Raw genomic sequence first — 13,662 nt, 5'->3', positions numbered from 1 at the left:
GTCGTCCAGGCGCCCGGCATCCCGATGGGGTGACGGCCCCACGCTCTCGCGGCGTTCCGTGCTCGCCGCCGCCGCGCTCACTCCCCTGGCCGCTGCCCTCGCCGCGTGCGGCGGGACCAGCACGCTCGGCGAAAGCAGCTCCACCCGGCTCGCGATGATGAACGACAACGCGGGATGGCTCGCGGGCTACCAGTCCGCCGGCGAGGCGCTGCAGAAGGTCACCGGGTACGACTTCGACGTCAACTCGATAGCGAACAACTACAACCAGATCGTCAAGATGTCGATCCAGACCCGCAAGATCGCCGACGTCGTGAAGTGGCAGTCCGGCTATCCGCTGACGGAGCTGGTCCGCGGGGGCCGCCTCGCCGAGCTGGACGACGTCTGGGACCAGGCGGTCGCCCAGGACCGCGTCGACGAGTCGCTGCGGCCCTTCGTCTCGGTGGACTCGCACGTCTACGGGCTCCCGCTGTACAAGTCCCACTTCGCCTTCTACTACTCGAAGGCCGCCTTCGAACGGTTCGGCCTCCACCCTCCGGAGAGCTACGACGACCTGATCGAGATCGCCAAGACCCTCAAGGGCAACGGCGTGACGCCGTTCTCCGCCCAGTACACCGCGTGGCAGCCGATGTGCTGGTTCGAGGAGCTGCTGACCAAGACCGACCCGGAGTTCTACCTGGCCCTGACCAGCGGCCAGGCGGCCTACACCGATCCGACGCTGCTCGACGTGCTCCGGCGCTGGAGCGAGCTGATGGCGAACGACTGGTTCACGGCGCTCGACCTGGACGTCGCCTCGGCCTGCGGGCCGATGCTCCGCGACGGCACCCTGGGCATGGTCCCGTACGGGACGTGGAACTCCGGCAGCTTCGTCGCGAACGGCGTCGAGCCGGGTGAGCACTTCGGGCTGTTCAACCTGCCCCCGATCACGCGGGGTGTCGAGCACACGGTGATCGTCGAGTCCGGCGTCTTCACGCTGCCCCGCCAGTCCCCCAACCATGCGGCCGCCATGGACGTGATCGGCGAGTGGCTCGCGCCCAGCGTGCAGCAGCCGTGGAGCGACTACCTCCAGGACAGCTCGGCCAACCCGAACGTCCCGGTGCGGAACCCCGCCGTCGTCGAGCTGCAGGAGCAGCTGGCCCGGACCGAGGCCACCCCGCTGCAGCGCTTCTACGAGTCGAGCCCGCCCCAGCTCGTGCAGACCGTCCTGTCGGACGTGTCGGCCTTCATGCTCGCCCCCTCCCGGTACCGCGAGGCCGCCGAGCAGATGGCCAGGCACGCGGACGAGGCCTGGACCGATTGGAACCTGGCATGACCGTCTCCGCCTCCCCCGCCCGCACAGCGGCCCATCCGACGCCGGCCGGCCCTCCCCCGGCCGCACCGCACGGCAGGTCTCTCAAGGACCGGCTGGCGGCGTCCGCCTTCATCGGGCCGGCGACCGTCTTCGTCGGCCTGGTGCTGCTCCTCCCGATGGTCTGGACGATCGCCACCAGCTTCACGCGGTACAACGGCGTGACGATGCACTGGGCGGGACTGGACAACTACACCCGCCTGCTGACGGACCCCGGATTCGGCCAGTCGCTGCTGAACACGCTGCTGTGGTCGGTCGGGTCACTCGTCCTGCCGGTCGCGCTCGGCCTGCTCATCGCTGTGGTCACGCAGGGCAGCCGCCTGGGAACGATCGCGCGGATCGCGGTCATCATCCCGTACGCCCTGTCGGGCACGGCCACCGGCGTCGTCTACAACTTCATGCTGCGCAGCGACGGTGCTGTCAACCAGGTGCTCGGGACGCTCGGCCTGGACCCGGTCGACTGGCTCCTGCACTGGCCGATGAACACCGTGACCATGATCGTCGCGAGCACCTGGCAGGCCACCGGGATCAACGTGGTCCTGTTCATGGTCGGCCTGCAGACGGTCCCGTCGTCGACCATCGAGGCGGCCCGGCTCGATGGCGCGTCCGGCGGCAAGCTCTTCTGGCGGGTGGTGTTCCCGCAGATGGCGTCTTCGACGATCGTCGTCGTCGGGATGGCGCTGGCCAACAGCCTGAAGACGTTCGACCTGGTCTGGCTGCTGACCAGCGGCGGCCCCGGCACGGCGTCCGAGACGCTCGCGCTGACCATGTACCGGCAGACGTTCCTGCTCAGCCGGTACGGGCTCGGCGCGGCGACGGCGGTGGTGCTGGCGATCATCGTGGTCGCGGCGTCCTGGCTCTATCTGCGCCGCAGCCTCCGGCCCGAACCCGCATGACCCGAACTCGTGAGGAGACGACCATGAACACCAAGCTGTGGACGGGTCTGCGTTCGATCTTCCTGGTGCTGATCACCGTGCTCTGGCTGGTGCCGGTCTGGCTGATGGTCGTCAACGCGATCACGCCGTCGGCGCAGTACTCCGGGACGCCCACGTGGTGGCCCGGCGATCTCGGGCTGCTCACCAACCTGACCGAGGCCTGGGACACGGGCCAGATGGGACCCGGCTTCCTCAACAGCCTGTACTACTCGTCGATCTGCGCGGCGGTCGCCGTGCTCCTCGCGGCGTTGGCCGGGTTCGGCACCGTGGTGCTGAAGGTGCGGCACAAGACGCTGTGGTTCTGGCTGATCTACTGCGGCACGCTGGTCCCGCTGCAGATCTTCCTCGCGCCGATGTTCACCGCGGCGGCCCGCAGCAACCTCTACGACACCCGGCTCGGGCTGATGATCGTCTACGTGGCGATCGCCATCCCGTTCGCGTACTTCCTGATGCGCAACTTCATCACGACGCTGCCGCGCGAGGTCTTCGAGGCGTCCTCGATCGACGGCGCCGGGCCGCTCATGACGTTCCTGCGGATCTGCCTGCCGATGTGTCGCCCGGCGATGTTCGCGGCGTTCATCTTCCAGTTCACGTGGGCCTGGAACGACCTGCTGTTCGGGATGACCCTGACGGCGAGCCCGCAGGTAAGGCCGATCATGGCGTCCCTGATCAACCTGAACGGCAACTACTCCGCGGTCGGACCGCCCACGGTGCTGGCCGGCGCCCTGATCGCCTCCGTGCCGACTGTGGCCATCTTCTTCGTCTTCCAGCGCTTCTTCGTCTCGAGCCTGACCCTCAGCAAGTAACGACCGACCCCGCAGCGAAGGAGCTTCACCGTGCCCTCTCACGCCTACATGTCCCCGAGCCCGGTCTGGGACGCGTCGTTGTACCGCAGCAAGATCCTCGACTACGCCGCAGACCTGGAGGTCGCCGTCGAGGGCCACCGGCTCGGCCTGGTCGCCGAGCCGCTGCTCCGCACGGACCCGGAGCGCGGCCGCCAGCAGGTGGTCCGGCTGCAGTGGCTGGACCATGAGGCGGACGCCGCTCCGAGCCTCGAAACCCTCCCGGTCACCGTCGAGCTCGACGGGAGCGCGGTCGAGCCCGGCCGCCGCCCGGTGGGCCCGGCCGGCGTCCGGCTGTTCGTGCCCGCCGTCGACGAGCCGGGCAAGCTCGTGGTCGCGCTGCCCACCCTCGGCGTCCGGTTCGAACACACGCTGGAGCCGCAGCGGCACTGGGAGGTGCACCTGATCCATCACTCGCACCTGGACATCGGGTACACCGACCCCCAGGCGATCGTCCGCGAGCAGCACCTGGGCTACCTGGACGACGCGCTCCGGATCGCCCGCGAGACCAACGACCGGCCGGACGACGCCCGGTTCCGCTGGTCGGAGGAGGCGCTCTTCTCGGTGACGGACTGGTTGGCCAACCGTACGGAGCAGCAGCGTGCGGAGCTCGTGCGCCGGGTGCACGAGGGCCGGATCTCCCTGTCGGCGATGCCGTTCAACCTGCACACGGAGATGTGCTCGACCGACGAGCTGTACGAGCTGCTGCGTCCGGCCCGCGACCTCCGGCAGCAGTACGGGTTGCGGTTCCGGTCGGCGATGCAGACGGATGTGCCGGGCGCCGTCGTCGGGCTGCCGGACGCCCTGTCGGCGCTGGGCGTCGAGTACCTGAGCGTCGCGCACAACTGGGCCGGCCGGTCGGCCCCGGACGACACGGGCGCGATCGACCTGCCGCGACTGTTCCGGTGGCAGGGGCCGCAGGGCGGCTCGGTGGTGGTGTGGCGCACGGACTCGCCGCACGGCATGGCGTACATGGAGGGGCCGACCGTCGGCTTCCACGAGTCCTACGACCTGGCGAGCAACCTCTTCCCCGCGTACCTGTCCTCGCTCGGCAAGCGGCCCTACCCGCTGATGCCGGGCAGCGTCTTCGGCTGGCTGGACACGACCGAACGCCAGGAGCGGAAGCCGTACCCGTGGGACATCCTGCACCTGCGCGTGCACGGGAGCTGGTCCGACAACGCCGGGCCGAGCCGGACCATCAGCGACGTCGTGGCCGAGTGGAACGCCGAGTGGGACTTCCCGAAGCTGCGCCTGTCCACCAACGAGGACTTCTTCGACGCCGCGGTCGAGCGGGTCGGTGACGAGCTGCAGACCTTCACGGGCGACTGGAACGACTGGTGGGCCCACGGCGTCGGCGCGGCCGCCGCGCCGGTCGCGACCGGCCGGACGGCGCAGGCGCGGCTGCGGGACGCCCAGACGCTGTCGGCCGCAGCGCGGCTGATCACTGGCGACGCCGACCGGGCGACCGGTCCTCGGGCCGACGGCCCGCTCGTCGACCCCGAGCGGGGCTACGCCCAGCTCGCGCTGTGGGACGAGCACACCTGGGGCGCCTCCAACTCCTGGGACCACAGCGACCTGGGCTCGTCGTCCGGCGAGCACCAGTGGTACTGGAAGGTGGCCCGCGCCTACGAGGCGCTCGACGAGGCCGAGCACGGCCTGCACGTGGCCGGCTCGGCGCTGGCCGAGCACCTCGGCAGCACCGGCGACGCCTCGGTCTACCTGCTGAACACCAGCGGGCAGCCCCGCACCGAGGCCGTGGAGTTCTTCCTGCCCGCCAGTGTGATCGGGCTGGACCGGAGCGTGACGATCACCGACAGCCGGACCGGCGCCGTTCTCGACCACGACGAACGCGTCGAGGAGCAGCGCAGCCGGGGCATCGGCCGGCACCTGCGGGCCACCGTGACCAACGCCCCGGCGGTCGGCCTGGTGCGCCTCGACCTCACCTCGGCGCCCGCGGCGGACGTGCTGCGTCGTCGGGCCGCCGCGGCGTCGGGCGAGCTGGCCTTCGAGAACGCGGTGGGCTCGGAGACCGGGCCCGTGGAGCGACCGCGGCTGGACGACGAGGTGGTGCTGGAGAACGACCACCTCCGGGTCGAGCTGGACCAGCGCGACGGGACCATCGCATCGATCCTCGACAAGCGAACCGGCCGGGAGATGGTCAACACCGACGCCGCACTGGGCTTCAACGCCTACGTGTACGACCGGTACGCGACCATCGGGCACTCCAACCACAACTCGTCCAAGTTCGCCGACTCCGGCAACCTGGCGCTGCTGAGCTCGCGCGGGATCGGCGGGCCGGTGGCGATCGTCGACTCCGGCAGCGGCGCGGTGGACAGGTGGCTGCAGGTGTCCTCGAAGGTCCCGGGAGCGGAGTCGCTGGTGACGACCTACCGGCTGCGGCACGACCGTCCCCAGCTCGACATCGTCAACCGGCTCGCCAAGCCGGCGGTCCGGGACAAGGAGAGCGCGTTCTTCGCGTTCCCGTTCGCCGCGCGGGAGCCGCGGCTGCTGCAGGAGTCCGCCGGCGGGCTCAGCGGCCGGGACGCCGATCGCGTGCCGGGCGGCGGCGAGTACCTGACCGCCATCCGGCACTGGATCGCCATCGACGACCTGGCCGCTGGTTCGGCTTCTCCGGCGATCGGCTGGGCGACGGCGGACGTGCCGCTCGTCGAGACCGGGCACATCGCCCTGCCGTACGTCCCGTTCCCGAACACCATGCCCGACGACGAGCCGGCAACCGTCTACTCGTGGGTGCACAACAACATCTGGGACACCAACTTCCCGGTGGAGCAGACGTTCGAGATGGACTTCCGCTACACCGTGCTGTTCGGCGAGGGCGAGGCGACGGCGGTGGCCGCGGCTGCCGCCGAGTCCCTGGTCCATCCCCTGCGCGCGGTGCTGGGCGCGGGTGCCGGGGCGCCGGTCGACGCCCTGTCGCTGCTGGAGATCGAGGATCCGCGGGTGCGGCTGGTGGGCCTGCAGGAGTGTGCCGATGGCTCGATAGCGGTCCGGCTGTTCTGCACGTCGCCCGACGGCGCCCGCACCGGCATCCGCCTCCCCGACGGCGTCACGTCCGCGCACCGGAGCAACTACTGGGGCGACCGCGCGGAACCGCTGGAGGTCGTCGACGGCCGCGTAGAACTGGACGTCGCAAACGGCGCGGCAGCCATCACCCTCGCCTGACCCGGGCTAGTTCCGCGAAGTAGAGCGTGTGTCCGGACGCACGCTCTACTTCGGCGAGCTCAGCACGCCCGGTGGGTCCAGCGGCCTGCCAGCAGCGTGCCCGCCACCGGCGTCTTCCGCAGGGCTGCTGCGGCGGCCGCGTCGGCTTCGGCACTGGCACCTTGCCCGACGGCGAACGGATCCGCGTCCAGGATCACCAGGTCCGCCGGGCCGCCCGCCTCCGGACGCAGACCGCGTCCGTCCGTCGAGGCCGCCAGCGCGGTCCGGAGCCCGATCCGCTGCTCGGGATGCCAGGGGGTGCGCCCGTCCCTGGCCCGGTAGACCGCCGCCGCCACAGCGGCCCACGGGTCCAGGAGGGCGACCGGCGCGTCCGAGCCCAGGGCGAGCACAGCCCCGGCATCGTCCAGGGCGCCGTACGGGAAGGCGCGGCCGGTGCGGCCGGCCCAGTGCCGGTCGGCGATGTCGCGGTCGTCCATGGCGTGCTCGGGCTGGACCGAAGCGACCACGCCGAGCTCGGCGAACCGGGCCAGGTCGGCGTCGTCGAGGAGCTGCGCGTGCTCGACCGACCCGCGCGCGCCGCTCGCGGCGAACGCGTCCAGCGCGAGGGCGTTGGCGTGGTCGCCGATCGCGTGGATCGCACACTGCAGGCCGCCGTCGTGGGCACGCTTCATGAGCGGGACCAGCTCGTCCGGGGGCACCGACAGGATCCCGTGCGCCTCGGGCCCGGTCAGGCCCGGGTACGGGTCGTGGCAGTAGGCGGTGCGCGTGTTGAGCGAGCCGTCGGTGACCACCTTGAACGGCCCCTGCTCCAGCAGACCGCCCGTTCCGGGCAGCACGTCGCCGGTGCGCTGGCCCTCGGCGAGCACGTCATCCAGCCAGGGCGTCCAGACGCCGGCCCGCACCCGCAACGCGTCGAACCCGGCGCCGAACCGGCGGCGCCAGGCGGTCAGGTTGTCGGTGATCTCCAGGTCGACGACACCGACCACGCCCCGCGCCGCGGCGGCCGCGGCGGCGTCGGCCACCCAGGTGTCGGCGAGGTGGTCGGGCGCCCGGTCGACGACGGCGGCCAGCGGCAGCCACTCGCTCTCCCGCAGCACGCCGGTGGGGTGCGAGCGGACGCCGACGAACCGCAGGCCCGCGGTGCTGAGCCAGGCGCAGTGCAGGTCACCGGACACGAGCACCACCGGAACGGAGCCCGCGACGGCGTCGAGCAGCGCGGCCGTGGGGGTATCTGGCCACAGGCCGTCCCGGAACCCGTAGCCGACCAGCGCGGTGCCGGGCTCCGGAGGTCCGTCTGCGAGCCGGTCGCGCACGAGCGCCGCGGCCTCGGCGGCCGAGCGGGCGCCCGACACGTCGAGCCTGCGCCGCACCAGCGCCCACTGCGTGAGGTGCACGTGCTTGTCCCAGAGGCCGGGCAGGACGAACCGCCCGTCGAGGTCGACCCGCTCCACGCCCCCGGCGTCCGTTCCGCCCCGGCCGAGCCGCCCGGCAGGCACGACGGCGTCCACCCGCCCACCCCGCACCAGAAGGTCAAAAAGCCCGCTGCCCACTGCAGACTTGGTGCCGAGTGCAGAGCTGGTTGCGCCTGCGCCCCCGGTTGAAACGATGAACTCTGCACTGGGCGGCGGTGCGACCAAGTCTGCAGTCAGCGGCTGGACGCGGGCCGTGGTCAGGCGGGCGTTCGCCAGCAGCAGTGGCTCCATGGGGCTCACAACCCGTCTGACCTGCGGTCGAGCTCCGCGCGCATCTCCGCCGCGAGCGCCGGCTGGGCGTAGTGCGGGTCGGTCTCCAGCGCGGTGGCCACCCGCTCGGCGACAGCGCGCGGCTTGTCCTGGCTCAGCTTGGCCTTGCCCTGCCACCGGACCACGCGCAGGCGGAACCCGGCGGCGCCCTTGGCGATGCGCCGGGCGTACTCCTCGACCCGGGGCAGCCGCACGGGATCGGGCAAGACCGACTCGTACCGGTCAACGGTGTCGGACAGGATCGCGTACGTCTCCTCGGGGCCGAGCAGCTCGACCGTGCAGTGCAGGTGCACGGCGACGTAGTTCCAGGTCGGGACGGCCGGGGTCAGGTCGTACCAGCCGGGCGACACGTAGCCGTGCGGGCCCTGCACGATCAGCAGCGACTCGCGTCCGCTGTCGAGCCGGTGCAGCACCTCGTCCGGCCGGCCGACGTGGCCGAGCAGGCTCATCGGATCCCCCGGCGGCGTCTCCTCCAGCAGCACGGGCAGGTGGGAGGCGACCGGGGCGCCGTCGTCGGCCACCGAGACGAGGGTGGCCCAGCCGTGGTTGCGGATGAGGTCGCGCACGCGGTCCTCGTCCTCGATCTGGTAGTCGCGGGTGTCGATCACAGGGTCATCGAACCATCCGCGGGCACCCACCGGGTGTGACGGCGACGTAAAACTTTCATTTCCTTCTGAAACTTCATTGACCTCGCTCGGCGATGTGCGCTCAACTGTTCGGCACCTGAGCACCACCCCGCAGAGCGCCGAGCGCGCCACCGAGTGGAGGAACCATGAACCCGAGACAACGGCGACTCACCGGCACGGCGGCTGCGCTCGCACTGGCCGTCGGCCTGTCCGCCTGCGGCGCGTCCGCCGGCGCCGGCGACGACGACGCCGCGTCCGGCGGCTCCATCAGCGTCGCGGTGACCGACCCGATCCAGACCGTTCCCGCCCGGCAGACGGTGGCCTACGACCTCAACATGGCCGTGTGGTCACCGCTGACCTGGGTCGACGCCGACGGCGAGCTCAGCTACCTGGCCGCCGAGTCCATCGAGTCCGACGACGCCACCACGTGGACCGTCACGCTCCGCGACGGCTGGACGTTCCACGACGGCACGCCGGTCACCGCGCAGTCCTACGTCGACACCTGGAACGCCGTCGCCTACGGGCCCGACGCGTACGAGAACTCCGGCCAGCTCGCCGGCATCGCGGGGTACGACGACCTCAACCCGGCGAAGGGCGAGCCGAAGACCACCGAGATGTCGGGTTTGGAGGTCACCGGCGACCTGACGTTCACCGTCACCCTGGACGGCCCCGACGGGCAGTTCCCGCTGCAGGTCAGCCAGGGCCAGACCGCCATGTACCCGATGCCCGCCTCCGCGCTGGAGGACATGGACGCGTACAACACCCACCCGGTCGGCAACGGCCCGTTCGCGGTCACCGGCGACTACGTGGAGAACGAACCGATCGAGACCGAGTCCTACACCGACTACCAGGGCCCGGAGCCGACCGTCGACAGCATCACGTTCGTGCCCTACACCGACACCACCACCGCGTACACCGACGTCCAGGCGGGCAACATCGACGTCGCGAGCGTCCCCGCCGCCCGGCTGCCCCAGGCCTCCGCCGACTTCGGCGAGCGCCTGTACACGTTCGAGGCGGCCGGCATCTCGTACCTCGGGCTGCCGCTGTGGGACGAGCGCTACCAGGACGTGCGCGTGCGCCACGCGATCTCCATGGCGATCGACCGCGAGACGATCAACGAGGTGGTCTACGGCGGCCTGTTCACCCCGGCCACCGCGTTCACCCCGGCCGTGGAGGCCGGCACCCCCGAGGGCATCTGCGGCGAGTTCTGCGAGTACGACCCGGAGGCCGCGCAGGCCCTGCTGGACGAGGCCGGCGGCTTCGACGGCACCATCGACATCTACTACCCCGGCGGCAACGGGCTCGACGAGCTGTACAAGGCGATAGCCAACCAGCTGCGCCAGAACCTGGGCGTCGAGGCCGTCGCGACCCCGAGCTCCGACTGGGCGGAGTTCTCCGAGACCCGCACGAACGGCGACATCGACGGGCCGTTCTTTTCCCGCTGGGGCGCGCTCTACCCGAGCCAGCAGAACACCCTGCGCTCGTTCTACGTCGAGGGCGGCGGCTGCCCCAACTGCATCCCGTACTACGAGGAGGACGTCGCGAACCTGATCGCCGGCGCCGACGCCGAGGCCGACCCGGAGGCAGCCGCCGAGGCCTACGCGGCCGTGCAGGAGCGGATTTTCGAGGACTTCCCGGCGCCGCCGCTGTTCTTCGAGACCTACTCGTACGTCACCTCGGAGCGCGTCGCGGAGCTGCCCACCTCCGCCGTCGGCAACCCGACGTTCACCGCCGTCGTCCTCGCGGAGGGTGCATGAGCGGCCTGACCGCCGGCGGGACGCTCGACGCCGGCCTGCTCGACGACGTGCTCGTCCGCGCCCGGGCGGTCCCGCCGATCAGCGACTTCCCCACCGTCGACGCGCTGCTGGACTGGTTCGCGGCCCTGGCCGACGACCACCCGTCGCTGGTGCGACGACGGCGTGTGGGGACGTCGCGGCTCGGGGAGCCGATCGAGATGTTCTCGATCGGCGACGGGCCCCGGCCGCACCTGCTGTTCGCGGGCGTGCACCCCAACGAGCCCATCGGGTTCCGCACCCTGCAGCACCTGGCCGCCGAGCTGGTCGCCGACCCGGAGCTGTGCGCGATGACGGACGCCACGTGGCACCTCGTTCCGTGCATCGACCCGGACGGGACCCGGCTGAACGAGGGATGGTTCGGCGACCCCACGGACCGGACCGCCTACGCGCGGGGCTTCTATCGCCCCGCGCCGCGGGAACAGGTGGAGTGGACGTTCCCGTTCGCGTACAAGGACGCCTACTTCGACGGCGTCATCCCGGAGACCCAGGCGCTCATGCGCCTGATCGACGAGCTCCGGCCCGAGCTGATGGTCAGCCTGCACAACGCCGAGCTGGGCGGCGTCTACTACTACCTCAGCGAGGACCTGCCCGACGCCGTCGGCCCGCTGCACGCCGTGCCCGCCGCGCTCGGCCTGCCGCTCGACACGGGCGAGCCCGAGTCCCCGGCGCTGCGGCGGCTGGCGCCCGCCGTGTACCTCGCCGGCTCCAGCCGCGACGAGTACGACTACCTGGAGTCCCTCGGGCTCGACGCCGCGGCGATGGTCGGCGGCGAAGGGTCCGCGGCCTACGCCCGGCGGCACGGGACCGTCACCCTGATCGCCGAGCTCCCGTACTGGTCGCATCCGGCCGCCGACGACACGAGCGACACGACGGCGGACTACGCCGACGTCGTGCGGGCCAAGGCCGAGGCGCTCGTCGACGTCGGCTCCACCCTGAGCCTCCTGCTCGACGCCGCCCGGCCCGACCTCACGCTGCGCAGCCCGTTCCTGCGCGCCAGCGAGTCGTTCGTGCCGATGATGACGGAGGCGGGCAACAGCGAGCTCGTGCGGGCGGGACGGCTCCCGTCGCGGCCGGCCACGGGCGCCGAGGTGTTCAGCAACGAGGAGGTCGTGCGCATGTTCCGGCTGCGCTACGGCGGCATGCTGGTCCGCGCGCTGGAGGCCGAGGCGTTCGCCGGCCTCGCCACGGCCCGGCTGCACCGGGTGCACGCCCGCGCCCGGGCCGTCTACGACGAGTGGCTGGCCGACGCGCAGGCCGTGACCGGCCTCGAGGTGCTGCCGGTGGAGCGGCTCGTCGGCGTCCAGTACGGCGCCACGCTGACCATGTCGCACGTCCTGGCCAAACGTGGGGGCCGACGCCGATGACGCGGCGCGTAGCCCGGCGCCTGGCCGACCTGGTGGTGGTCTTCCTCGGCGTCACGCTGATCATCCACCTCATGGTGTTCGCCCTGCCCGGCGACCCGATCGCCGCCCTGGGCGGGGACCGGCCGCTGGCCCCGAACGTGGTGGCCGAGCTGCGCGAGCGCTACCACCTGGACGAGCCCGTGCTGCAGCAGTACCTGCGCTACCTGGGCGGGCTCCTGCAGGGCGACCTCGGCACCACGTTCCAGGGCCAGTCCGTGGCCGACCGGATGGCGCTGCGCTGGCCCGTGACCATCACCCTGGCCCTGACCGCCTGGGGCATCGAGGTGCTGCTCGGCGTGCTGCTCGGCCTCGTCGCCGGGCTGCGCGCTGGGGCGGTCAGCGACCGGCTGATCCTCGCCGGCACCGTCGTGGCGACGTCGATCCCGGTCTTCGTGCTGGCCGTCTCCGCGCAGCTGTGGCTCGGCGCGCGGCTCTCCTGGTTCCCCGTCGCGGGCACCGGCGAGGGGTGGCCGACGGCGTACCTGCTGCCCGCCGCCGTCATCGCCGTGTTCGGGCTGGCGTCCGTGGCCCGGCTCATGCGCGGCTCCGTCGTCGACACGCTCCGTACGGACTACGTGCGCACCCTGAGGGCCAAGGGCCTGCGCGAACGGCAGGTGGTCGGGGTGCACGTCATGCGCAGCTCCGCGATCCCGGTGCTGACGTTCCTGGCGATCGACCTCGGCTACCTGCTCGGCGGGACGGTGGTGGTCGAAGGCGTCTTCAACCTGCCCGGCGTCGGGCAGCTGCTGTTCCAGGCGATCCGCGCGCACGAGGGGCCCACGATCGTGGGCGTCTCCACCGCGCTGATCGTCGTGTTCCTGCTCACCAACCTGCTGGTCGACCTGCTCGCCTCCGTCCTCGACCCGAGGATCCGCCATGAGTGAACCCCTGACCGAGTCGCTGGCCGCCGCTACCGCCGACGGACCGGCGCCTGCCGTCGCCCGGCGCGGGGTCTGGCGCACGCTGCGCCGCCGTCCGCTGTTCTGGGTGGCCGCCGCCGTGCTCACGGTGCTCGGGCTGGTCGCGCTCGTCCCGTCGGCCTTCGCCGGCTGGTTCGGCCAGCCCGACCCGCGGGCCTGCGACCTGGCCCAGAGCGCACTGCTGCCCGGCGGCGAGCACGTCCTGGGCACGGACGTCCAGGGCTGCGACGTGTGGGCCAACGTGGTGTTCGGCACCCGGGCGTCCCTCACCGTCGGCCTGCTGTGCACCGCGCTGGCGCTGGCCGTCGCGCTCGTCGTCGGCACCCTGGCCGGCTACTACGGCGGGTTCCTGGACCGGGTCGTGGCCCGGCTGACCGACGTGTTCCTCGGCTTCCCGTTCCTGCTGGGCGCGGTGGTCGTGCTGACGTCGGTCGGTACGCGCTCCGCCGTGACCGTCGCGCTGGTGCTCGCCCTGTTCTCGTGGCCGACGATGGCCCGGCTGGTGCGCGGGTCCGTGCGGACGGTGCGCGACGCGCCCTACGTCGAGGCGGCGCGTGCCATGGGCCTGCCCGACCGGCGGATCATCGCCCGCTACGTGCTGCCCAACGCGCTCGGCCCCGTCCTGGCCGTCGCGACGACGATGGTGGGCGGCGTCATCGTCGCGGAGTCCACCCTGACGTTCCTGGGCCTGGGCCTCAACGCGCCGTCGATCTCGTGGGGCCTGCAGCTGTCCAGCGCGCAGTCGTTCTTCCAGACGTCGCCGCACATGCTGGTCGCGCCGGGGGTGGTCCTCACGATCACGGTGCTGGCCATGATCACCCTGGGTGACGTTCTGCGCGACGTGCTCGACCCGAGGGGTCGCTCGTGAAC

At 71.9% G+C, this 13,662-nt stretch carries 10 protein-coding genes; 8 read left to right on the top strand and 2 right to left on the bottom strand.

The genetic code is table 11. The annotated features are described in order from the left end of the window. Positions 1-58 precede the first annotated feature (58 nt). Genes EW117_RS10840 through EW117_RS10825 form a run of 4 tightly spaced genes read left to right on the top strand, consistent with a single transcriptional unit; the run spans position 59 to position 6,305 of the window. On the top strand, positions 59-1,309 hold the full coding sequence (locus tag EW117_RS10840; protein WP_165362644.1) for an ABC transporter substrate-binding protein: 1,251 nt from the start codon (positions 59-61) through the stop codon (positions 1,307-1,309). Continuing rightward, positions 1,306-2,241: a carbohydrate ABC transporter permease gene (locus EW117_RS10835; RefSeq protein ID WP_165362643.1), complete on the top strand. Its 936-nt coding sequence runs from the start codon at positions 1,306-1,308 to the stop codon at positions 2,239-2,241. Before EW117_RS10840 ends, EW117_RS10835 begins: the two co-directional genes overlap by 4 nt. 23 nt (positions 2,242-2,264) lie before the next feature. Beyond that, positions 2,265-3,086 carry a carbohydrate ABC transporter permease gene (locus EW117_RS10830; protein ID WP_129786567.1) on the top strand — a complete coding sequence of 274 codons (822 nt, stop codon included), beginning with the start codon at positions 2,265-2,267 and terminating at the stop codon, positions 3,084-3,086. Positions 3,087-3,116: 30 nt separating this feature from the next. Next, on the top strand, positions 3,117-6,305 hold the full coding sequence (locus tag EW117_RS10825; protein WP_129786565.1) for a glycoside hydrolase family 38 N-terminal domain-containing protein: 3,189 nt from the start codon (positions 3,117-3,119) through the stop codon (positions 6,303-6,305). A gap of 59 nt (positions 6,306-6,364) precedes the next feature. On the opposite strand, the gene EW117_RS10820 is transcribed toward EW117_RS10825, so the two are convergent. Next, positions 6,365-7,813 (bottom strand): amidohydrolase, encoded by a 1,449-nt coding sequence (locus EW117_RS10820; protein ID WP_340641083.1) that lies wholly within the window; start codon positions 7,811-7,813, stop codon positions 6,365-6,367. 200 nt (positions 7,814-8,013) lie between these two features. Then, positions 8,014-8,655: an FMN-binding negative transcriptional regulator gene (locus tag EW117_RS10815; RefSeq protein WP_129786561.1), complete on the bottom strand. Its 642-nt coding sequence runs from the start codon at positions 8,653-8,655 to the stop codon at positions 8,014-8,016. A gap of 164 nt (positions 8,656-8,819) precedes the next feature. Between EW117_RS10815 and EW117_RS10810 the strand changes: the two genes are divergently transcribed. From EW117_RS10810 to EW117_RS10795, 4 genes are read left to right on the top strand one after another with little or no spacing between them, the layout of a single operon-like run. After that, on the top strand, positions 8,820-10,430 hold the full coding sequence (locus EW117_RS10810; RefSeq protein ID WP_129786559.1) for a peptide ABC transporter substrate-binding protein: 1,611 nt from the start codon (positions 8,820-8,822) through the stop codon (positions 10,428-10,430). Continuing rightward, complete coding sequence (locus EW117_RS10805) at positions 10,427-11,833, top strand: M14 family zinc carboxypeptidase (RefSeq protein WP_129786557.1); 1,407 nt, start codon at positions 10,427-10,429, stop codon at positions 11,831-11,833. The genes EW117_RS10810 and EW117_RS10805 overlap by 4 nt, the downstream gene beginning before the upstream one ends. Further along, a complete protein-coding gene (locus EW117_RS10800; protein WP_129786555.1) occupies positions 11,830-12,756 on the top strand; it encodes an ABC transporter permease in 927 nt (308 codons plus the stop codon). The genes EW117_RS10805 and EW117_RS10800 overlap by 4 nt, the downstream gene beginning before the upstream one ends. Next, positions 12,749-13,660, top strand: a complete 912-nt coding sequence (locus EW117_RS10795; protein ID WP_242504218.1) for an ABC transporter permease — start codon at positions 12,749-12,751, stop codon at positions 13,658-13,660. The genes EW117_RS10800 and EW117_RS10795 overlap by 8 nt, the downstream gene beginning before the upstream one ends. Positions 13,661-13,662: the final 2 nt, after the last annotated feature.

This window comes from Promicromonospora panici (assembly GCF_900608595.1).
Lineage (GTDB): Bacteria > Actinomycetota > Actinomycetes > Actinomycetales > Cellulomonadaceae > Promicromonospora > Promicromonospora panici.
Note: the sequence above shows the minus strand (reverse complement) of the source record. Positions and strands in the feature narration are given on the sequence as shown.

What these genes read in the sequence shown, in the direction of transcription:
- EW117_RS10835 (WP_165362643.1), top strand. Translation starts at nt 1,306, where the DNA reads ATGACCGTCTCCGCCTCCCCCGCCCGCACAGCGGCCCATCCGACGCCG.
- EW117_RS10830 (WP_129786567.1), top strand. Translation starts at nt 2,265, where the DNA reads ATGAACACCAAGCTGTGGACGGGTCTGCGTTCGATCTTCCTGGTGCTG.
- EW117_RS10810 (WP_129786559.1), top strand. Translation starts at nt 8,820, where the DNA reads ATGAACCCGAGACAACGGCGACTCACCGGCACGGCGGCTGCGCTCGCA.
- EW117_RS10805 (WP_129786557.1), top strand. Translation starts at nt 10,427, where the DNA reads ATGAGCGGCCTGACCGCCGGCGGGACGCTCGACGCCGGCCTGCTCGAC.
- EW117_RS10800 (WP_129786555.1), top strand. Translation starts at nt 11,830, where the DNA reads ATGACGCGGCGCGTAGCCCGGCGCCTGGCCGACCTGGTGGTGGTCTTC.
- EW117_RS10795 (WP_242504218.1), top strand. Translation starts at nt 12,749, where the DNA reads ATGAGTGAACCCCTGACCGAGTCGCTGGCCGCCGCTACCGCCGACGGA.